A 21,274-nucleotide genomic window follows, 5' to 3' on the forward strand; every position below is an offset into this window, starting at 1 on the left:
AAAAGTACTGACCCGAACTGGACATATTTTCGTCATCTGCTACCGCTATGCTGCGCTTGTAGAGTTGTTCATAATTTGAGCACTGTCATTCGCAGATGAAGAACGTAAGGAGTAACAGATGAAACTGCCGAGTTTGTTGGCGTCTTTGGGGTTGGTAGGATGCCTGGCTGCGATGCCTGCATCAGCCGCGATTATCAATTATGCAGGGTATCAGTACGATGATTCTAGCAACGTCGTTGTAGGCGATACCCTTGAGTGGTTGCGCTGGGATGCGACGCTTGATCTGTCGATCAATGAGGCGCTAGGTATCTTTGCAGCCGACGGTTGGCGCCTAGCATTGCATGATGAGGTTGCGGGGCTTTATCAGGACTTTGGTTTTGGCATCGCGTTAGATGCAAACGAAAACACCGAGCAGGAGGTAACACTGGCCTCCAACCCGACAGCGGAAGACGATGCTGCAAACGCATTTATCGAGCTGATGGGACAAACGATCTTTAACGGTGGGTTCCCATTTAGCCCGCTAGACCCTTTCAGTGGTTCAATGGCACTCTATGGAAACGATACAGATGGTGACGGTTTCTATGCTTTTACTGGCGTAAACGATGATTTTACCGACCTGTTCACGGGTTATAACGCGGGCACTGTCTTTAAATCTTCCGACGATAATGCGTTTACAGCAGACGTTGGCGTTAATACCTTGGGTGTTGCGCTGGTCCGTGACGTATCTGCGAGCGTGCCGTTAAGTAGCACTGCGTTGCTGTTCGGTGCGGGTGTGCTTGGTGCTGCAGCGGCACGTCGACGCTAGTCAGCGAGCGGGCACTGTGAGAGCGCTGAGGTACGCCACGAAAGCACTGGTAGCCTCAGCGATCAATACGCGCGGCGCTATTGCGAAGTAGCGCCAGATAGCCACCGATTCTCGCGTGTCCGCTGACCATAAAAATACCTAGCAACACTAAGATAGCACCATAGAGAAATCCCTCCTCAAACGGCTCATCAAGCAGCCAAACACTTAATAACACGCCAAAAAGGGGTGTCATAAAGGTGAACACGCCCAGTTGTGATGCTGAGTATTGGCGTAGCAGCCAGAACCAGAGCAGCAGGCTGCCAAATGTCACCACAACCCCTTGGAACGCCAAGTTGCTGACCACCGCGGTTGTGAGTGTGTAGTGGGTTTGCCCCAACGTGATGGCAGCGAAGGAGACGATAATAAAACACACAACGAGCTGATAGAGCAGCGTTTGTGTTGCGGGTGCTTTGGCAAGGCTTGAGCTACGAATAAGTACCGTAGTGAGTGCCCAAAAAAGGGCAGCGGTTAGCGCGAGCAGGTCGCCCCAGAGCATATTGGGTGCACTGGGTGTGGAGCTTTGGACATCCCGCCAAAGGAAGGCGATGCTGATACCCGTAAAGGCGACGAGAATGCCGAGCCACTGGATAGGTGTTAGTCGCTCTGATTTGATTTTGACGTGCAGTATCAGCGCCACAAAGATTGGGGCGGTGTAAAGAAACACAATCATGTGAGATGCCGTGGTGTGGCGTAGCCCTTCGCCAACCAGAAAAAATTCCAGAGCGAACAACATGCCAGCCATTAGGCCTGGCTTCCAAGTGTCACCGCTGAAAAGTTTTTCCTGACGATACATCATCACTGCAGCGAGCAGCGCTGCTGCGATCCCTGACCTGATTGCGATCTGTAAAACCGGAGACATATCCGCAGATACCGCTTTTAAGAGAACTTGCTGCAAGCCCCAAGTAAAACTGGTAAGCGTCACCAAGCCGATTGCGAGGCTGTCCATCTCTTTGCGTGTATCCATAGTAAGACTCTTTACTTGAGGGGGATTTTTGTAAAGCCTATAGTGTCGATACTGTTGTATATAGTGAGGATCAGACAGTCCATAGTTAGGATCAGACAGGTCATGCCGGCAGATCGTTTTTTACATACTCCGCTACAACTTGATCGTTTGCCAGAGCCTATTTTTCATCAGGTTCGCCAGATGCCCGCGAATACCGTTTATCTACCCCATCAACACCAGTGGGGGGAGTTCGTGTTTTCCTTTAGTGGTGTTTTGGAGATGAAAGCCGAGGGCTTGGAGTTTCGAGTGCCGCCGAACTTTGGATTATGGCACCCACCGGGTTGTGAGCATCATGGTGGAAACACCCATGCATCGCTGCACTGCTCGCTATATATCGACGCAGCTCTTGCCCATGAGCGCGGTATGCCCGATAGGACATGCGCATTGCTGATCAATCCGATGCTGCAGGCGATCTTGAACCACTTACGCCACCATCCGCCCCAAAGTCCCTATACTGTGCAAGAGAGCAAACTCCTCGATGTTGTGTTAGATCAGCTCGTGGCAAGCCCTGCAACGGGCAGCTACCTGCCAAACTCCAGTGATGGCACGTTGATTAAGGTGCTGAACTATCTAAAAGATGATCCCGCCAATAGCCAACCTTTAAGTGCGATTGCTGAGTATTTCGGTACCACGGAGAGAACGCTGGCGCGCAAAGCCCGCAGAGATTTAGGCATGCCACTGAGCGAGTGGCGGCAAAGGCTGAAAGTGATGCGCTCGATTGTATTGCTGCAAGAGGGGATGAGCGTCGAGAGTGTGGCGCTGGACCTTGGCTACAGTACCGCATCTGCATTTATCGCGATGTTCCGCCGGCTTTTAAACACCACGCCGGATGAATATCGCAAACAACAGAGCACGCTCTGAGTGTTACTGTATCGATAGGTCTGTTGTTTTGCGGTATTTAGCGCGTAATGGCGGGAGCGGGTTCGCTGAACAGATACCCTTGTGAGAGCTCAATACCTAAGCTTTCGACCACGGCCTGAATGTCGGCGTCGCTAACATATTCCGCAACTGTGACAATGCCAGTATTCTTGGCAAAAAACACCATAGCACGCACGATCTCAAGTGCGGTTCTGTCTTTGGTAATGTTACGAATATACTTGGCATCGATCTTAAGCTGCTCCACCTGCAGCTCCAAAATACGCTCAAAATTGGAGTATTCTGTGCCGAAATCGTCGATAGCGAGGTGGTAGCCGCAGGCCTTTAGCGCTCCCAGCTGCTTGATATGGTTTTTCTTGCCATCCGCACTCACGCTTTCAAGGATCTCAAGGGTAATACGTTCGGGGGAAACGCCGTAAGCTTCAGACTTTTCGGCAAGATAGTCGGCTAGGTAGTGCTCGTTTAAATCGGCTTCCGTAATATTCAGCGATAGTGTTACCGACATATCTGCAATATGCGCAAAGCTCTTATCGATCATAATACGGGTGATGGTGGGGAGTAGCCCTGCGATATGCGCTGCCGGTAGAAAGTGGAATGGGCTGTGTATTTGCTCATCATCAACGAGACGCACGAGTGCTTCGTAGTGGTTGATCGTGCCAAGTTTATTATCTCGGATGCCTTGAAAATAGGGCACGATGCGGTCTTCAGCAATGGCTGCGTGTAGCTTTTGGCCCCATTCTATATGGTTCATTCGCTGCGACTGGTCTGGTGCGTCCTGATCGCTGTCATAGATATGGTAGTTGTGTTTACCACGGCGTTTTGCTTTACGCAGTGCTTGCAACGACTTACTCAGTAGGTCATTGGTGTTGGCAGCGCCGCCGTAGGTAAAGGTAACATTGAAATTCAGAGTATCAACATCGATCGTAGTACTCGCAAAATAGTCACGAATCGATATGATCTGGCCCTCTAAGTCAGCATGTTTAGGAAGCAATACCGCGAATTCGTCGGCGTTGATGCGATAAAGCCGGTCCGCGCTCGCAAACTGATGTAGATGCGCAGCAATTGCGATCAGCAAGCGGTCGCCAAAATCGATACCGTACGCCGTATTAACGATACTGAAGCCGTTTAGGTTCAACAGGAGTAAGCTTGCATCTGGCTCTGCTATCTCCAGCGCGAGCATCAGCTTGCCCTTATTACCTAGCCCTGTTAACTGATCATACTCCAGTGCTTGGACTAGCTCTTCACGGCTTCTTTTTATCTCCGAGAGGTCAGTGAAAACCGCAACATAGCTTGGCTGATCATCTTCGTACTGTTCTGTTTGGCTAATACTGAGCCACTGAACTAACTCTTGGGAGTCACTGTTGAGAATCTTGACCTCGCCTTGCCAGCGCTCCGTTGCTTCCAGTTGTGACCAGATGCGCTCGATAAAGTAGGTGGAATAACACGGCGCCAGTACATCGTTTAGGGGCTTTCCGATGATCTCCTGAGGAGAGTAGCCGCATAACGGCTCTACCGCTTGACTTGCCTCGATAACTTTGCGCTCGGCATCAATAATCAGAAACAGCTCTTGGGCTTGTTTTAAGGCGTTGCCCATAATACGCAGCTGATGATTGCGCTTTTTGAGCAGGAGCTCTTTGGTTTGCCGCTCCAAAACAATGGAGGCGATCGATGCACAAACAACGAGCAGGCGGCGATGAAACTCCGATGGTGCGCGATGCTCAAAAGAGGAGAGTGCGAAAGATCCAATAGCGTCACCCGATTTATTGCGTATCGGCATTGACCAGCAGGCGCAAATATTGAAGTCGACCGCCACTTTTCTAAGGTCTGACCAACGCTTATCGGTGTATGTGTCGGTTACGAAGGTTGGTTGGTTGCTATGAACGGCATTACCGCAGGAACCACCGAAAGGTCCGGGTTTCAAGTTTGCTAATGATGCTTTTGCAGAGTCGGGGATACTGGGTCCAGATAGGACATTGAGCAGCCTACTTTGCTCAGATAACAGCATCACTGAGGCCACTGAGTTAGGCAGTAATTTCTCAGCTGCTAAGCAAAGGTCATTGATAATCCCAATGTGGTCTGCATCATCTAAGACGCGCGGAAATAGCGCATGTTGGAGTTGCAGAATATGGTCAAGCTCTTCGACAGAGAGAATCGCTTCATTGAGTTCGTCTGAAATCTGGATCACTTATTATGGCCTTACTCTTAACATCATTAGTAGGTTTGACGCGGTCTTGCTACGTGCTGCAATCTTCTCATTTCCAGTACATTTATAGTGTAGCCAGATTTGCACAAAAATGACGGTCTTTAAGTCGTTATACGCAAATTTTTGCATGTTGGAGTGATTTGGCCATTTCCTTCGATTGTTTATTACCGTGTATGTACTGGTACTAAAGTCACATAGTCTTTGGTTCTAATCGCTTTTCCCCGCAGCTCCTTTAATAGGTACGAGAATAAAAACAATGACCTGAAGGAGTCTTGCACATGGCCTTAGAGCGTTACGGTTACATCGTTAAAAGCCCATCCCTAGAGATGTTTAAACACCATGCGCGTATCCAAAGTGAAGGCTTTGATATGTCGATAGCGGGTGTCAGCAGTGTCACGGAAGCGCAAGCAGTTGCTCAGGAGATGATCACCAAAGGCATTCAACTGATTGAGTTGTGTGGCGGGTTTATGCCGGAAGATGCGCAATCAATTCGCGATGCAATTAACGACCATATCCCCGTTGGTGTGGTGCAGTACACACCCGAAGAGCGCAGCCGTTTAGCCGCTGAGCTAAGCAAGGAGTGATCGATGAAAGTCTTTATTGTGGATCGCTCCCCGGCTTACCGCTTGGGCGTTGAACTTGCGTTGAAGAGTGCCGGTGTAATGGCGCGCTCTGCTCATGCTGAAGCCCTCATTGATGTGCTACCTGATTTACGCAGGCACAGTAGCTACCTGGTGATTATCGATAGCCGACAACTCAGTGAGGATCTCCAAGAGCTGAAAGTACTGGAGGGCGTTGGGCGGGTAAAAACGCTGGTACTCACGGATACCAAAGATCTTGTACAGATGCGCCGTGTGCTATTTAGTGGCGCGTCGGGCGCTATTGCGAAGACGGCTCCGATGGAGGAGCTGGTGGATGCAATTGTTGCGGTGATGAGCGGAGCTTGCTGGCGTTACGATGATGTCGCAGAGGTGCCACTGACCAACCAAGCCACGCGTTTAGGTTATGCGCTATGCCGCTTGTCCAATCGTGAGAGCCGTGTACTTGGGTTGGTACGCTCGGGGCTGCGGAATAAAGAGATCGCGTGTGAAATGAGTCTGACCGAGCACACCATCAAGACCCATATCTCTAATATTTTACGCAAGCTTGGCATCGAGAATCGCACGCAGCTGGTTGTCGCGCTGCGAGATATCAAAGCACCACACGACCCATTTGAGCATCGCTTGAGCGCTTAATCCGATCATACCGCCAGCTTAGTAATTGCTGGCGGTGTCCTCTTAACGTATCTGTGAGTCTAATGTGACTGGCATGGCTTGTGCGATAAAGCAGCGGCGCTGCCACCAATCGCCCATCTTCACCGCTTGATCGATAACACAGCGCTCGTCTGGTGTGCCAACGGCTGCTTTTGGTGCAGGCGTATAGAAGGTAGGCAGGTGGTGTGAGAAGTGAGCGCGACACGCGGTATGGTGCTCGGCGTATGTGCCGATATCGCTTGCCCACAATGGAAACACAGGGAGCTGTGGCAGCATGTAAAAAAGCAGCCAACTTGCCTCGCGCTGCGGATCTTGGCCGCCCAAGACGCCAGCCAGTATATCGACGAGCTCACCCACCCGCTGCTGCTGTTGCTCTGGATTCCACTCCTCTAGATCATCCCAGCGCGGAGCAATATGCGTGCGGATGAAGCTGTCGAGTTCTCGGGCAAGTTCATCGCTGGTGCGCCCCCCTAGATGTAAGCCAACGGCTTGCCACAAGAGGTTAATATAGGTTTTATCAATCAGTGTGCGGCCGGCGTTAAGCCAAGCAAAGCGTGAGGCGTGTTCTAGGCTGCCATAAAAGCTGTTTAACAGACCGTTTTCGCTGGTGCGAATGTCATGGCCAGAACCGATTGTGGTATTTGGCTCGGCCCACTGTGGGAGTCGAATCTTATTATATGCGCTCATGTGCGATGACCCTCTGGCAAAATGGCCAATCTAATCGCTACCAGAGGGCTGCGGAAGCACCAGTCACCACTAGCAACTAGCGCCAGCTGAGCTCAAAGTCCGAGCAACACTCCACACATGATGCAGAATAAAATCACCCACATAGCAGGCATGCGCCAAAGGTGCAGCGCCACGAATGCGACGGTAACAATCGCAAAGTCGATCATTGAGGTGATACCGCTGGTGATAACGGGGTCGTAGAAGGCACAGGCCAGTAAACCTACCACGGCTGCATTAACGCCCGACACCATGGCTGCCATGCCACGGTGTTCTGCGGCCTTTTTCCAGAGCGGCAGCACGGCAATAAGGAGTAGGAACCCCGGTAGAAAAATGCCGATAAGCGCGACGGTTGCCCCAAGAATAGGGCTGCTGGTATTGATCACAGCACCTAGGTAGCTGGCAAATGTAAACATTGGCCCAGGTACGGCTTGTGCTGCTCCATATCCTGCTAGGTAAGCTTCGCTGCTGACGAGCCCCGTATCGACAACCGCAGATTCAAGCAACGGTAGCACAACGTGGCCGCCGCCAAAGACGAGTGCGCCAGCTTCATAAAAACTCAGGAATAGGTTGCCATGTGTGCCTGTGGGGAACGGGTTGATAAGCGAAACCATAAGCAACCCAGCAAAGAGAGCACCGGCGATAACGCCTGAGCGTGGGTGGTAGTTAGGCGTCAGAATCTCCGTTTGGCTAAGACTGGCTTGTTTGCATAGCGCAAAACCGAGCATCGCGCCGCCTGCAACTGCAATGAGTTGGCTCCATGAGGTATCTATTAATGCGATAAGGCTAATCGCCATTAAGGCGATCACTTGACGCTGGCGGTCTGAGCATAGGTTACGCGCCATCGAGAGCAGTGCATCAGCAACGACGGCCACCGCGACCAACTTTAACCCCTGAATCAGGGGCGTAAGCCCCACAAACTCATTTACACCTAACGCGAAGAGGAGCAACAAAACAGCTGATGGCAGCGTAAAAGCGCTAAACGCGGCTAGCCCGCCGAGCCAACCACCGCGCTGCATGCCAATGGCGAATCCGAGCTGCGAGCTAGCAGGTCCGGGCAAGAACTGGCAAATCGCGAGCAGCTGGGTGAATGTGCTCTCGCTAAGCCAGTGGCGTTGATCCACGAACTCGCGCCGAAAATAACCAATATGCGCAATGGGACCACCGAAAGAGGTGAGACCTAAGCGTAAAAAGATCAGAAATATTGTCAGGAACGGTGTGTTTTCTGGCGTGGGCTGTTGGGTGTTTTCGGACATGATGGCTTCGTTATTTTTACATTAGACAACCAAATAGCGTAGCGAATTAACATGAAGAAAACGTGACAAAAAAGCCAGCATCATGCTGGCTTGTGTGTATCTAATCGCTGCGCCGCTCCGGTAGGGGCACCGTCATAACGGGTATTTTTGCACGACTAAGGACGTTTTTAGCCACACTGCCCAGAAAGGTTTGAATCATGCCTTTTTCATGGGTGCCCATGACGATGAGATCCACCGAGCGTTTTTGAGCTTCCTGCAGAATGGTTTCGGCTGGGTAGCCCTCAACGACGCTGACGCTTAGCACCTGTTGACGCAGCGCTTGCTCCTCGGGAGGCAGTGCATTCCAAAAGTTGTTTTGGCGCTCTTCAAGTTTTGCCTGTGCACGGTGCACACGCTCTTCGAAGATATCTTTTCGGCTGGGTGCATCCAGCACATAGGTTTGCAGGGTGATCTTTGCCTCACGTGAGAGCTTTTCTACCACATGGAGTACGTGGATGTTTGCGCCGGTTGTTTTCGCAAGGTAAGCCGCGTGCTCAAAGGCCGCAGTAGAGCCGATGGAAAGATCGGTGCTGTATAGAATGGTTTTGATAGTCGGTAGCATAGGAGCTCCTCAGGTCTTCCAAACAAGGGGCCCGCAGGCCCCTGTTATGGTCCGTTAATAGCCGAATAAGCGCGGCAGGAAGAGTGCGATTTCGGGTACAAACGCGATGATGACAACACCGAGTGCGGACACCAACGCAAATGGCAGCGCTTTGGCGGTCACCTCCTCAAGTGAGGTATCCGAGATGCCCGAAGCCACGAAGAGGTTCTCCCCCAGTGGTGGCGTTGCAAAGCCAATCGACAAGCTACATACCATCACGATACCGAAGTGGACAGGATCGATACCGAGGTTGTAGGTCACAGGCAGCAGTACCGGCGTCAGGATCATGATCGCTGCGAGCGTCTCCATAAACATGCCGACAAACAGCAAGAATGCGATGATCAACAACCAGATAAAGTAGACGTTATCGGTCAGGCTGAGCATCGATTCTGCAACGATGGCAGGAATCTGGTTCTCCACCAGTAAGCGGCCAAACACCGTGGCGGTGAAGAGAATCAGGAGTACCCGCCCTGATAGCCATGTGGTGGTCTCGAGGGAGCGCGAAATATCTTTCCAACCCAGTTCACGGTGCACGAATAGCCCGATGAACAACGTGTAGAAGATCGCCACGATCGCTGACTCTGTTGGTGTGAAGAAACCAGAGTAGATACCGCCCAAGATCACGAGTGGCGCCAGAACGGACCAGAATCCGTCTTTAAACGCACGGCCGATTTGGCCCATATCCCAGCCTTCTGCCGTACCTTTGTAGCCTGCACGCTTACAACGAATGTAGTTGAGTGTCATCAGAGCACCCGCGAGTACCATGCCCGGTAAGAAACCGGCGATAAACAGCTTGGTGATTGAGACGCTCTGGAACTCACCGTGGCGTGCAATGGCTTCTGGTGGTACTTGCATACCGATGGCCGAAATACCAAAGATAACCATCGGGATCGAGGGCGGGATAACAATACCCAATCCACCAGATGAGGCCGTGACAGCCGAGGCGTAGCCTTTATCGTAGCCACGGTTCACCATCGCTGGGATCATCAACATGCCAACGGCCGCTGTGGTTGCTGGGCCTGATCCTGAGATCGCGCCAAAGAACATACACGCCAATACAGCGGCTGCCGACATGCCTCCGGTGACTGGCCCGGCAAAACTTTCGGCAAGGTGTACAAGCCGCTTGGATATCCCCGAGGCTTCCATCAGGGCACCGGCAAGAATAAATGCCGGTAATGCCATCAACGGGAAGGAGCCCACGGAGGTAAAAGCAATTTGAACAAACTTAATCGGGTTCTGATCGAGGTAGAGGAATGAAGCTAACGCTGCAACACCCAACGAAACCGTCACGGGTGCACCCATTACCAGCAATACGAGAAAAGACCCGAATAGAATTAATACGATCGATGTTTCTGTCATAGGTCAGGCTCCTGTATCAAGCCGAGCTCTTATTGTTGTTATCGTCTTGCTGGTGCGCATCGTCTATCAAACTATCGAGCTCCTGAGATTCAGGGTCACGAATATCGATGCCTTTGACAAACTTGTAATAGTTAACCTGAATGATGCGAATCGTCATTAATGTGAAGGCGATTGGCAAAATCATATAGATGTATTTCATCGGGATGCCGAGTGTTTGCGACTTCCAGAAAAGATTCATGCGGTTGAATACAAAGTCATATGCGAGATAGACAAAGTAGCAGTTGAATGCCACCCAGATCAGGTCAGAGATGGCCTCGAGCACGATTGGCATCTTGCCCGGCATCAGCTTGTACTGAAACGTCACTCGGTTATGGGCGGCTAGCTTTGCAGCGTAGCTGGCGCCAAAAAATACGAACCAAACAAACATGTAAACCGACAGCTCTTCGCTCCATGAGAAGGAGTGATTAAAAAACTGGCGGGAGATGATCTGCGCGAATAGCAATGTGACGAACATCGCCAGTAGCGTACGGCAGACGTAGCTTTCGATATTATCGATAAAGTGAAGGAATTTTCTGCCCATGGTCAGGCCTCCGGATACAGCGGTAACTGCCGTTAGGCAGTTACCGCGCGTGTGGATCGACAAGGTCTCAGTTATTTGACTTCGTCACGTCCCAGAGAGCGCAGCAGCTCGTTTACTTTCGCTTTGCCACCAACTGACTCATAGAATTTTGGCCATACAGCATCTTGCGCGCGCTTCGCCCACTCAGCTTCATCAGCCAGTGTGTCGATTTGCATGTTGTACTTGCTGACCAACTCTTCTTTGATCGCCGCTTCTTGCTCTTTTAGCCATTGCAAGCTGTAAGCTGTCGCTTCTTTACCTGCGGCTAGCATCGCTTGCTGAGTGGCTTCGTTTTGGTCTTGAAACAGTGATTCAGAAACGATGAGGGGCTCAAGCAAGAACAGGTAATGTAGGTCAGAGATGTACTTTTGTACTTCACCAAACTTCATTGCATGGATGGTTGTATAAGGCGTGTCTTGTCCGTCAACAACCTTTTGCTGCAGCGCCGTGAATGTTTCTGACCACGCCATTGGTGTTGGGTTGATACCCCAAGACTTGTAGGTATCGATCATGATCTCATTTTTCGGTACACGCACCACAAGGCCATCCAGATCCGCTAGTTTTTGAACTGGTTGCTTGGAGTTACTGAGTACACGGAAACCTGAGTAGGTCCAACCTAGGATACGAACACCGGCGTCACGGACAGTATTTTCGACCAGCTCAGCACCAATGGGACCTTCAACGGTTTGTTGGGCTTGATCTAGGTTTTCGAAAATGTAGGGAAGGGAGAGAATACCGAGTGTTGGAGAGAAAGGTGCGAGGTTGTTACTAGCAAGAATAGAAAAGTCGAGGGTACCAATCGCAGCTTCGTTAACAGTGTCTTGTTCGGAGCCTAACTGGCCATTCAAGAACAACTTAGCAGTATGTTTACCACCGGTTTTCTCTTCTAAGGACTCAATGAACTTCAGTCCTAGAGCTTCCTGTGCACTACCGCCACCGTCACCAACGGCGATATTCCAACTAGCCGCCAGTGTGCTCGCAGAGAAGAGCATGCCGGCCGTCAGGGAAAGTACTTTAACGATCTTATTCTTGTGTTTCATAAGTATCTCCTGAATTGTGTTTTTCCCGCCTGCTGTTCTTTATGCAGCAAGTCGGGATATGGGACATGTTTGGGTGGCACCGCTGTGCTCGCCATCACATCCTTGAACCGCCCGTTCGACCTCAGCAAAAAGCGCCGCAAGACCCTGTTTTTTCGCTGCTGAAGATCGAATGTGACGATGATGTAATAGTTCACCTGTCACGATTTGTTGTTTAGGGCCAACTTTATCGTGGCTTTAGAACCAGCAATAACATATTGAAAACTAAACATAGTTCCATCTTTAGTCCGACTGGTTCAAGTGAAAGCTTGTCGGAGTACTTCCTGCTTAATTATATTAGCTGGGTCTCGCTGCAAGGTGTGTTTTTTATCGCATATCCTTGGCAGACATCCTCTTCTCTTTGGCACGGGCGATGCGAAAAGGTGCCCTGAGTGATCAGTTTGATGGGATAAGGAAGCTATAACTTGCTATGAAATCTAACGTAAAAGCGCGTACCGATAATTTGCAGATTGGTATCCAAATTCGTGATCTGCGTAAAGCCAGAGGTATTACGCTACAGCAGATGGCTGCACATATTGGACGCTCGGTGGGTTATACGAGCCAAGTTGAGCGTGGGCAGTCCAATTTGCCGATTCCTGTTCTACAGGCGATTAGCGAACGACTCGATGTACCGATGAGCTGGTTTTTTCAGGGTGAGCGCCCCGTGCCGAGTAACGAGCGGGACTGCATTGTGCGCCAGCAAAATCGTAAATGTTTGAACTTCGCCGGCACTGGTATCCGAGAAGAGCTGCTATCGCCAAGGGTCAGTGATGAGCTAAAAATGGTTGTAACGACCTTCGAACCTGGGGCTGGTAGCAAAGAACCGCGGGCGCGCAAAGGTCCCGAGGCTGGCGTAGTTCAAACCGGTACATTGTTGCTAGGCTTTGGTGATGAGGTGCATACACTACACGCGGGTGATAGCTTCTCGCTAACCGGAGAATCACCACACTGGGTGATGAACGGCTCACAAACGGAGCCGTGTGTGGTGATTTGGAGTCTTGTCGGGCAGGTGTACTAAAAACGTCATAACACGCTGACATGTCGTGTTGGATTAAGCTATTTCAGGTGGCGTCCGCCATCGACCGGCAACACGCGCCCGGTTACATACTGACTGTTGAGAAGATAAGTGATCGCCTCGACGACTTCTTGTGCACCGGGCTCTATCTCCATCAACGACTTTTTCAGAGTTTTAGCGCGATACTGCTCGTCATCATCAGGGTTGAACATGATCATGGCAGGCGCGACGGCATTGACCTTGACCTTTGGCGCCAGCTGTGCAGCAAAAGAGAGCGTTAGGTTGTTAAGGGCAGCTTTACTCGCGGCGTAGGCGATATGCTTCTTGCTGCCTTTCTCGGCCACATAGTCGGACAAATGCACGATATCGGCCGTGCCATCGTGAGCGGTTAAGAGCGCTTGCAGTGCAAGGTTGATCTGATAGGGAACTCCCACGTGTATCTGCATCATTTTCGCAAGCGTTTCGGCTGGCGTTGCTTGCCCCTCTGGTAGCCAGTCAGATGCGTTGTGCACGATAGCGCGTAACGATGGGTACGTCGCTTGTATGGTTGCGATAAAGGCACTTAGCTGTGTGTCATCGTAAAAGTCGACGCAATAAAGATCGGCGCCAGCGGCTTTGAGAGCTTCAATGCTGTCATAACGGGTACGGTAAGTACCGATCACGTCATAACCTTCAGCAAGTAGATGCTGCGCCAATGCCAAACCGATGCGCTTACCGACCCCAGTGATGAGAACTGTTTTATTGCCCATCACGGTACTCCTCCAGCGTCAACGATACTGAGTCGGCAAAGCGCAGGGCATGGGGTTTATCGACTGTGACGGATGCGTAGCGAACCCACGGGTGGGTCGTGCAGATGGCCAATACATCGCCAACCAGCTTTTCGAGCAGCAAAAAGCGCCCCTCTTCGACGTGCTGGATAATCTCTTTGGTGATGGTTTTGTAGTTCAGGGCGCTCTCCACATTGTCGGTTGCGGCAGCCTTTTCCGCTGGATACTGAATACGAATATTGATCACGACATCCTGCAGCTTAGTCGTCTCTTCAGGGTTGAAGCCGATATAGGTTCTTAAGCGTAAATTAGTAATCGTAATAGTGGCTAAGCTAACGTTGGTCATAGCGTTATTCCTGTATTGATGACAGCACGCCCTGCGGGGTGTGGCTATTTTGTTTGGTCTAAAGCGTCGAGAGCACGCTGGCGCGATGCCTTAAGGTCGACTATCGGTTTGGGATAGTCTTTGCCCAGCACGACGCCAGCCTGGTCTAACACGGCGCTGGGTGCTTCCCAAGGCGAATGGAGATATTTCTCCGGTACGTTTGCGAGTTCTGGAACAAATTTGCGAACGTAGTGCCCCTCCTTGTCGAACTTTTGGCCTTGCGTCACGGGATTAAAAATTCGGAAGTAGGGCGCTGCATCAGCACCGCAGCCAGCAACCCACTGCCAACTGGCTGAGTTGCTCGCCAAATCCGCATCGGTGAGGCAGTCCCAAAACCATTCAGCTCCGTGGCGCCAATCGATCAGTAAGTTCTTCACCAAAAACGAGGCGACCACCATACGCACGCGGTTATGCATCGTGCCCGTCTGCCATAGCTCGCGCATACCGGCGTCGATTATCGGTATACCGGTTTGGCCAGTTTGCCACCGTTTGAAGGCATCGCTGTGCTTATCTTGCCACGGGAACTTATCGAACTTCGCGCTTAAATTAGCTCTTGGTAAAGTCGGGTTGTAGTAGAGCAACGAGTACGAAAATTCGCGCCACCCAAGCTCAGCCAAGAACTTATCAAGAGACTCTTCACTCTGGGCGAGGTGCCCGATCCGGTTAGCTTCGTACCAAACGCGGTTCGGTGAAATTTCACCGAAATGCAAGTGAGGTGAGAGCTTGGATACCGCATCAGCTGATGGTAGATCGCGCTGGTTCGCATAGCGTGCTAAGCCGTTGTTGAGGAACGCTCCGAGCCGCTCGCGGGCGGCTGTTTCGCCGATATGTTGACCTTCGAGCATAGCTTGGTCCCAGCGCGGCTCAGGATTGGGCAGTAACTCATCGAGGGTGCAGTCAAAATCAATGTTAACGTTTGCAAAGGGTATCTGCTCAGGTGGACCAAAGGGCTCGCGTGGTGCTTGCTTTAAACAGCCTTTTCGGTAGAAAGGCGTAAATACACGATACGGCGTACCATCGACTTTGCTGACTTCCCAAGGCTCCCACAGCAGCGAGCCGTTAAAGCTTTTGACCTCAACCCCTTTACTCTGCAGCGTATTTTTTATCTGGCTGTCGCGTTGGATGCGCCAATGTTCATAGCAGCGATTCCAAACAACGGCTGAGGCACCTGTGGCCGCAACTAGCTGATTGACTATCTCATCTGCTGCACCTTTAAAGCACAACAAATGCCCCTTTAAGCTTTCGTTTAGAGAGGCAAGTGACTGTTTTAGCCATGCTCTGCTGGCTGCCCCATGTGCATCAGCACCCGCGTTGACGTCATCCAAAATAAAGACAGGAATAATCGTGCCACGCTCGATGGCATATCGAAGACTGGGGTTATCGCCTAGGCGCAGATCCTGGCGAAACCAAACGATAGTGACGTCCGCTGACATAAAAAACTCGTGTAATCAGAATGTTAGACAATTGTACGCAGTGTAGGTCTATACAGATCTTAATGACAGTTGATGCGACCTTTTTACTTAGGCGCTCACTGCCAAATGTATTAAGCACATAAACTAGTATATGCCTCGATCTTGGCTAAACTTTGAACAATGATTCGTTATTGAGGAAGCGTGTATGCTAGGGAATATGCAATTCAAACAGAAGTTGATGCTGCTGGTCTTCCTGCCAGTGCTGGTCAGTAGTTTGCTATTGATCCAACAGGTGATGAAAAGCTACCGAGCAGTCGACAATAGCACCCGTTTAGCGGTCGATATCGAACTGATTACAGTCAACAGTGCGCTAGTTCATGAGCTGCAGAAAGAGCGCGGTGCGACCGCTGGATTTTTAGGCTCCGGAGGTACGAAGTTCCAAGATGTGCTCGCAAAGCAAAGAACGAGCACGGATGCTGCCTTAGCCGCCTGGCGATCTTTTGTGTCTGCTAACAGCTTCGATGGAAATGAGCTCAACGGCATGATCGCGAAAGCGCGCAATGATATGGGCTCGCTAGCGACAATGAGGCAGCGTGTTTCGGCGCTATCCGTAGAGGCGAAGGAGGCGATAAGCTTTTACACGAAAGCGAACAAAAATCTGTTATCAGGAGGTGTGATCGCCGCAGGGCTCAGTAGCGATGTCAGCCTTGTTAATGCAACGCTGGCTTATGCTAATTTCCAGCAGGGTAAAGAGCGGGCCGGTATTGAGCGCGCGGTGCTGAGTAACACCTTTGCTAGAGATGCGTTTGGCGAGGGGATGTTTGCGCGGTTCGTGACATTGGTGACCGAGCAGAATCTTTTTGCGGCGCAATTCTTCGATTTAGCAACGCCTGAACACAAGGCGATACTTAAAAGCGTGCAGAACTCAGTGGAGGCTAAAAACGTGCAAACCTACCGTGATGTCGCGATGGCGAATGCGAGTAAAGGTGGATTTGGGCGCGAAAGTACTGAGTGGTTTAAGGCTGCGACGCAGCGTATCAATCTACTCAAAAAGACGGAAGACAAGTTGGCAGCAGATTTAATCAGCGCTGCGAATGCTTATCGTGATCAGCAGATAGAGCGTTTGGCACTGTTTGCCATCGTGTTTGTAGTGACGCTCTTAGTGGTGATTACGATGAGTTGGTTAATCATTCGCGGTTTGCATCGCCAGATGGATTCGCTATCACAGGTGATGGCACGTGTTAGCGAGCAGAAAGATCTAACGGGCAGGGTGACTGTTTATGGTAATGATGAGCTTGGGCAAGTAGCCAATGCACTGAACGAAACCCTAGATCACTTTAGCGATGCCATTCGTCAGCTCAATAGCAGTTGCGCAACGTTAGTAGGGATTGCTGATGAAACACGCGAAGCGGTCAATCATAGCTCCTCTAAGCTTGAAGACCAGCGTGCTCGCACAACACAAGTGGCTGCAGCGGTCGAAGAGTTGTCTGTGTCGGTTAAAGAGGTTGCGGGTAGTACTGTGGCAGCCGCTGAGCGTTCGGGTCACGCCAGCTCGTTGGCAAGCAGTGGACGGGATACAGTCAAAGCATCCGTGGCGTCAGTTAACAATCTCTCGACGGATATTCAGCATTTAAGTGATGTTGTAGGGCGCTTAAACGATAGCAGCGTCAACATTTCAAATGTGATTGATGTGATCAATGGGGTTTCGGATCAGATCGGTTTGCTCTCCTTAAATGCCGCAATTGAGGCCGCACGAGCCGGTGAGCAAGGCCGTGGTTTTGCTGTTGTTGCGGATGAGGTGAGAACCTTGGCTCAGCGTACCCAAAATTCAACAACGGAAATTGCTGAAATCATTCAGGAGCTGCAACGAGAAGTTGGGGTGGCATTTAAGTTGGTGGAGCAAAATCTTGCGAAAATGAGGGATACCGTTGAGCACACAAACCATGTTGAAATATCACTTGATGAGATTGTGGGCTCGGTAAGCCATATCACCGATATGTCGAACCAGATCGCCGCAGCTTCTGAGGAGCAGGCTGCTGTAATCGAAGACGCAAGTCATAGCCTTACGGTCATCGATCATAACGCTGATGATGTTGTTTCGGCGGGTGATCAGATCCGTAGTTCAGCTGATAGGCTGGCGGAGATGTCGCTCGAACTGCAAGGGCTTGTCCGCAAGTTCGTCGTTTAATCGCCGTCACAATTTGTAAGCACTGATTGAGCGGTGAAAATCAGGAAAAGAGCCAAGGATGGCTCTTTTTTTATGCTTGGCTGAACGGCGCGTCTATTTCATAAGTAACTAACGTGCCGCTGATAGGGCACTGAAAGGACAGGCGGTTGGCCGCGAGCATGAGACCAGCGCTGTTCTTATTGCCTTGGCCATAACGCGGATCGCCCATTATTGGGTGGCCAATGTGATTAAGGTGGCGGCGAATTTGGTGCTTGCGGCCGGTCTCTAACTCGACATTGATCAAGCTGGTGTTCGACGCCTGATCATATCGAAGCGCAGAGATATGCGTTACCGATGCCTTGCCATCTAATGCGCGATCGATCGTTGTCTTTTCAGGTGCTTGGCCGAAGACAAGCGCTTGATAGTGTTTTATGACTTTGCGCTCTTGTATTAACCGCGACAGGGCGGAGGCGACGGCTTTATTGTGTGCGATGAGCACTAAGCCACTGGTTTCGCGGTCTAGCCTGTGGATCAGAAAAACGGGACGTTTGCTATCGAAGTAGCGCTCGGCGATTCGCAGCAGCGACATGTGGTCACCGAAGTCATTCCCCTGTGACATAACGCCGGCGGGCTTATTCCAGACGCTGTATCCCTGCAAATCTGCAATAGGCTCGAGCATAGGCGGCTGAAGGTTCAAGAGCGCTTCATCGTAATGCAAGTGCAGTTCATCACCTTTCACAAGGGAGAATTGAGCTTTGCGTAACCGCTTTATGGTTTTTCGGCGGCGCAGCAGCACGGCGCCTTTGGTCATTGCATCTTTCAGCTTAGCTTTCGATAGCGGTGTTGCTTGCGCTAACATTTCGATGGCGGTCAAGTCGTTTGATTGGGCCGACAGTTTTTTCGTGAGTCTCATCGCTTAATCGCCCAAAGCAAGAACTCTTGGTTACCATCTCCACCTTTGATCGGGCTAGGGATGAAGCCGTTTACCTGCCAGTTGTGATCGCTACAGCATTGCTTGATTAAGCTTTCTACCTGTGCAAACAGCGCAGTATTTTTAACGATACCCCCTTTGCCCAGATTTGCTTTGCCCACCTCAAACTGCGGCTTTACCAGACTAATCAGCTGGCCACCCTGACGGATAAGAGGGCTCAGTGATGGGATGATTTTAGTCTGAGAGATAAAGGAGACATCCATCACGGCGATGTCGAAGCCGTGTCCTTGGGTATGATCTAGCAAAGAGCTGGGTAGATCACGCGCATTCATGCCCTCGTAGCAGCTGACACGTTCATCTTCTCTGAGCTTGGGGTGAAGCTGGTCATGGCCCACTTCAACGCCCACAACATGAGCTGCGCCCTGTTGCAGAAGACTATCGGTGAAGCCTCCGGTGGACTGGCCCACATCGATTGCAATGGCACCCGCGACAGAGATATCGAACTGGTTTAATGCGCCTTCAAGTTTTAAGGCTCCGCGGGAAGCAAAACCATCTTCGGCACCCGCTTCGTAGACGATCTCCACGTCGTCTACGAATTTGATACCTGGCTTTTTTACCACTTCCTGCTGGCCGTTGGCCACTACGGATACGCGCCCCTCTTTAATGGCCTTTTGCGCAGTGGTGCGTGTCTCGCAAATCCCCTTTGCGACCAACAGCATGTCGAGTCGTTGCATGGTTTTTGTCTTAGCTGTTAAGCGCAGGTACGGGGATGCTGGAGGTTTCTTTGACCTCTTCCATCACAATGTAGCTTTTCGAGTTTTTCACGCCGGGCAGGGTGAGTAGCATGTCGCCCAGCAACGCACGATATTCGGACATATCCTTAATCCGTGCCTTGAGCAGGTAGTCTGAGTCGCCGGAAACAAGATGGCATTCCATGATGTAAGGCAGCTGCTTAACCGCTTCGTTGAAGGTTTCGAATGCATCTGGTGACTGGTAGGAGAGTGATATCTCCACAAATACCAGCATGTTGTACCCCAGTACCTCTGGATTGAGGCGCGCATAATAGCCTTGGATGTATCCATCTTTTTCTAGGCGTTTTACCCGCTCAATACAGGGCGTGGTGGATAGCCCAACACGATCTGCTAAGTCGGTGTAAGAGATGCGTCCATCCTTTTGCAAAGTGGTCAAAATATTACGGTCTATTCGATCGAGCTTTCTCATTTTTATGTAATATCTTTTATGTTCGTTATTTTTGATATTTTTTTTAATTTTGGTGATTTTTTCTATTTTAGTACGGAAGTGCGATAAATAGAACCAAGTTGGCTAGTTGTGACGTTTTAGATAAAAAAATTGTGATACGAATTCGGCGATGATCGCGTCATTAGTGTAACGTTTGGCGTTACATCTCGTAGTTTTGCGCTAAATAGGCACTTTAGTCGCTATCGTGACGATCTGGCGAAGTTTTCAGTAGGTCGCATTTTTATAAGTTTGCCACACTAGGCTGGATAGAACCTGCCCAACGAAGGGCGTTTTTTTTAGAAAACTAGCAGTAAAATTTACTGTAACACTAGACAGCGCCCAAGCGGTGCATTAGCGTTCAGTGCCAGACGCAATCTATTTCAACAAGCCTTATAAAAATGAGGAATAATAATGAATCGTAGCTACATCTCGACGGACAAAGCGCCTGCTGCAATTGGAACTTATTCGCAAGCAGTTAAAGCCGGCAACACGGTGTATATCTCTGGCCAGATCCCGCTGAACCCAGAAACAATGGAAGTGATGAACAGCTCTTTTGAAGAGCAAGCGGTGCGTGTTTTTGACAACTTGAAAGCGATCGCAGAAGCATCTGGCGGTGACTTAGGCGACTTCGTAAAGGTGACTGTATTGCTAACGGATCTTGCTAACTTTGCAACGGTGAATGAGGTGATGTCACGTTACTTCTCTGAGCCTTATCCTGCGCGTGCAGCATACGCAGTAAAAGCGTTGCCGAAAGATGTGGATATCGAAGTTGAAGCGATTATGGTGACAGCTGACTAAGATCGTCAGGACGCAAGGCTTGGGTGACTCCCAGCCTTGCGCTTTTAGGAGGCCTTACTTTTCAGGAGAGTGGAAGACCAAGTAAAGGTCAACGAGCAGATCTGGGATCTCATTTGCCATTTGGTTTGCGACTTTACGGTTGCGGCGGATCTCTTTGAATTCCTGCTCATCGAATAGGTCTGACGCTACCATAATAGGCAGTAGCAACTCAGCGACTGACTCTTCATTTTCCGCAGCGAACCAGTCCTCTTCATTTAGGAACACGCCTTCCATAAATGCTTGTGCCCAGATCTCAAGCAATGGGTCTTCGTCCCCGTTACGATCAAGCACCAGGTCACACGGCATCTCTAGCTCTTCTTGATCGTTGATATCAACCAAAATAGCGTTCTTCCAGCGTGTCAGCCAGCCGGTTACTTCTGCGCGTTGGTCATCTGACTTCCAAGCGGGTTGGCCGTCGAAAACAACGTCTAACCATTTGGCTTCAGGCGCTGGGTTCGGGCTAATAGACAGTGCACACAAAAAACCGTGGATGCCAATCAAATCCAGTGAGTCTTCAGAAACTGCATCACTGAAAATAAACGCTTCTAAAGCATCCAGTTCGGCATCGTTAAGTGGTTGGTTGTTTTGCATAAAAGTGTGTCTCGCTCGATTAGATCATGTTGGCAAGCATTTTACCCCTTGTGGCGTCCAACGCCAGCGATAATTTCG

The 21,274-nt window shown here is 50.5% G+C and carries 22 protein-coding genes; 7 read left to right on the top strand and 15 right to left on the bottom strand.

Going from position 1 to position 21,274, the window contains the following annotated elements; genetic code table 11:
* The first annotated feature begins 118 nt into the window (after positions 1-118).
* The gene (locus EOE65_RS02540; protein ID WP_127692717.1) at positions 119-805 is read left to right on the top strand and encodes a hypothetical protein; all 687 of its coding nucleotides are present in this window, start codon (positions 119-121) and stop codon (positions 803-805) included.
* Positions 806-860: 55 nt separating this feature from the next.
* On the opposite strand, the gene EOE65_RS02545 is transcribed toward EOE65_RS02540, so the two are convergent.
* Positions 861-1,808, bottom strand: a complete 948-nt coding sequence (locus tag EOE65_RS02545; protein WP_127692718.1) for a DMT family transporter — start codon at positions 1,806-1,808, stop codon at positions 861-863.
* 102 nt (positions 1,809-1,910) lie between these two features.
* Between EOE65_RS02545 and EOE65_RS02550 the strand changes: the two genes are divergently transcribed.
* Entirely contained in the window at positions 1,911-2,708 is a 798-nt protein-coding gene (locus EOE65_RS02550; protein ID WP_127692719.1) for an AraC family transcriptional regulator, read from the top strand.
* A 37-nt stretch (positions 2,709-2,745) separates the two neighbouring features.
* Here the strand turns inward: EOE65_RS02550 and EOE65_RS02555 are convergent, their stop codons facing one another.
* Entirely contained in the window at positions 2,746-4,908 is a 2,163-nt protein-coding gene (locus EOE65_RS02555) for a sensor domain-containing diguanylate cyclase (RefSeq protein ID WP_127692720.1), read from the bottom strand.
* A gap of 296 nt (positions 4,909-5,204) precedes the next feature.
* Here EOE65_RS02555 and EOE65_RS02560 point away from each other — a divergent pair, with 296 nt between their 5' ends.
* Positions 5,205-5,510 carry a DUF6506 family protein gene (locus EOE65_RS02560; protein ID WP_127692721.1) on the top strand — a complete coding sequence of 102 codons (306 nt, stop codon included), beginning with the start codon at positions 5,205-5,207 and terminating at the stop codon, positions 5,508-5,510.
* A 3-nt stretch (positions 5,511-5,513) separates the two neighbouring features.
* The gene (locus EOE65_RS02565; RefSeq protein ID WP_127692722.1) at positions 5,514-6,161 is read left to right on the top strand and encodes a helix-turn-helix transcriptional regulator; all 648 of its coding nucleotides are present in this window, start codon (positions 5,514-5,516) and stop codon (positions 6,159-6,161) included.
* A gap of 42 nt (positions 6,162-6,203) precedes the next feature.
* Here EOE65_RS02565 and EOE65_RS02570 read toward each other — a convergent pair whose 3' ends face one another.
* The 6 genes from EOE65_RS02570 to EOE65_RS02595 form a co-directional block, all read right to left on the bottom strand.
* The gene (locus tag EOE65_RS02570) at positions 6,204-6,866 is read right to left on the bottom strand and encodes a hypothetical protein (protein WP_127692723.1); all 663 of its coding nucleotides are present in this window, start codon (positions 6,864-6,866) and stop codon (positions 6,204-6,206) included.
* Positions 6,867-6,958: 92 nt separating this feature from the next.
* Positions 6,959-8,158, bottom strand: coding sequence for a chromate efflux transporter (gene chrA, locus EOE65_RS02575; RefSeq protein WP_127692724.1), 1,200 nt, complete (start codon positions 8,156-8,158; stop codon positions 6,959-6,961).
* A 100-nt stretch (positions 8,159-8,258) separates the two neighbouring features.
* Positions 8,259-8,759, bottom strand: coding sequence for a universal stress protein (locus tag EOE65_RS02580; protein WP_127692725.1), 501 nt, complete (start codon positions 8,757-8,759; stop codon positions 8,259-8,261).
* A gap of 54 nt (positions 8,760-8,813) precedes the next feature.
* On the bottom strand, positions 8,814-10,157 hold the full coding sequence (locus EOE65_RS02585; RefSeq protein ID WP_127692726.1) for a TRAP transporter large permease: 1,344 nt from the start codon (positions 10,155-10,157) through the stop codon (positions 8,814-8,816).
* Between the two features lie 16 nt (positions 10,158-10,173).
* The gene (locus tag EOE65_RS02590; RefSeq protein WP_127692727.1) at positions 10,174-10,737 is read right to left on the bottom strand and encodes a TRAP transporter small permease; all 564 of its coding nucleotides are present in this window, start codon (positions 10,735-10,737) and stop codon (positions 10,174-10,176) included.
* 71 nt (positions 10,738-10,808) lie between these two features.
* A complete protein-coding gene (locus tag EOE65_RS02595; RefSeq protein ID WP_127692728.1) occupies positions 10,809-11,816 on the bottom strand; it encodes a TRAP transporter substrate-binding protein in 1,008 nt (335 codons plus the stop codon).
* Between the two features lie 466 nt (positions 11,817-12,282).
* Here EOE65_RS02595 and EOE65_RS02600 point away from each other — a divergent pair, with 466 nt between their 5' ends.
* The gene (locus EOE65_RS02600; RefSeq protein ID WP_127692729.1) at positions 12,283-12,870 is read left to right on the top strand and encodes a helix-turn-helix domain-containing protein; all 588 of its coding nucleotides are present in this window, start codon (positions 12,283-12,285) and stop codon (positions 12,868-12,870) included.
* Positions 12,871-12,908: 38 nt separating this feature from the next.
* Here EOE65_RS02600 and folM read toward each other — a convergent pair whose 3' ends face one another.
* Genes folM through EOE65_RS02615 form a run of 3 tightly spaced genes read right to left on the bottom strand, consistent with a single transcriptional unit; the run spans position 12,909 to position 15,452 of the window.
* Entirely contained in the window at positions 12,909-13,616 is a 708-nt protein-coding gene (folM, locus tag EOE65_RS02605) for a dihydromonapterin reductase (RefSeq protein WP_127692730.1), read from the bottom strand.
* Positions 13,606-13,980 carry a dihydroneopterin triphosphate 2'-epimerase gene (folX, locus tag EOE65_RS02610; RefSeq protein ID WP_127692731.1) on the bottom strand — a complete coding sequence of 125 codons (375 nt, stop codon included), beginning with the start codon at positions 13,978-13,980 and terminating at the stop codon, positions 13,606-13,608. Before folX ends, folM begins: the two co-directional genes overlap by 11 nt.
* Before the next feature lie 44 nt (positions 13,981-14,024).
* On the bottom strand, positions 14,025-15,452 hold the full coding sequence (locus EOE65_RS02615) for a cryptochrome/photolyase family protein (RefSeq protein ID WP_127692732.1): 1,428 nt from the start codon (positions 15,450-15,452) through the stop codon (positions 14,025-14,027).
* 184 nt (positions 15,453-15,636) lie between these two features.
* On the opposite strand from EOE65_RS02615, the gene EOE65_RS02620 reads away from it, so the two are divergent.
* Entirely contained in the window at positions 15,637-17,619 is a 1,983-nt protein-coding gene (locus tag EOE65_RS02620) for a methyl-accepting chemotaxis protein (protein ID WP_127692733.1), read from the top strand.
* Positions 17,620-17,689: 70 nt separating this feature from the next.
* Here the strand turns inward: EOE65_RS02620 and EOE65_RS02625 are convergent, their stop codons facing one another.
* Genes EOE65_RS02625 through lrp form a run of 3 tightly spaced genes read right to left on the bottom strand, consistent with a single transcriptional unit; the run spans position 17,690 to position 19,750 of the window.
* On the bottom strand, positions 17,690-18,511 hold the full coding sequence (locus EOE65_RS02625; protein ID WP_127692734.1) for an RluA family pseudouridine synthase: 822 nt from the start codon (positions 18,509-18,511) through the stop codon (positions 17,690-17,692).
* Positions 18,508-19,263 (bottom strand): TlyA family RNA methyltransferase, encoded by a 756-nt coding sequence (locus EOE65_RS02630; protein WP_127692735.1) that lies wholly within the window; start codon positions 19,261-19,263, stop codon positions 18,508-18,510. The genes EOE65_RS02625 and EOE65_RS02630 overlap by 4 nt, the downstream gene beginning before the upstream one ends.
* A 10-nt stretch (positions 19,264-19,273) precedes the next feature.
* A complete protein-coding gene (gene lrp, locus EOE65_RS02635; RefSeq protein WP_127692736.1) occupies positions 19,274-19,750 on the bottom strand; it encodes a leucine-responsive transcriptional regulator Lrp in 477 nt (158 codons plus the stop codon).
* A 429-nt stretch (positions 19,751-20,179) separates the two neighbouring features.
* Between lrp and EOE65_RS02640 the strand changes: the two genes are divergently transcribed.
* Complete coding sequence (locus EOE65_RS02640; RefSeq protein ID WP_127692737.1) at positions 20,180-20,566, top strand: RidA family protein; 387 nt, start codon at positions 20,180-20,182, stop codon at positions 20,564-20,566.
* Between the two features lie 54 nt (positions 20,567-20,620).
* On the opposite strand, the gene EOE65_RS02645 is transcribed toward EOE65_RS02640, so the two are convergent.
* On the bottom strand, positions 20,621-21,196 hold the full coding sequence (locus EOE65_RS02645; protein ID WP_127692738.1) for a YecA/YgfB family protein: 576 nt from the start codon (positions 21,194-21,196) through the stop codon (positions 20,621-20,623).
* Between the last annotated feature and the right edge of the window lie 78 nt (positions 21,197-21,274).

The sequence above is a fragment of the Neptunomonas marina genome, from assembly GCF_004005935.1.
Taxonomy (GTDB): Bacteria; Pseudomonadota; Gammaproteobacteria; order Pseudomonadales; family Balneatricaceae; genus Neptunomonas; species Neptunomonas marina.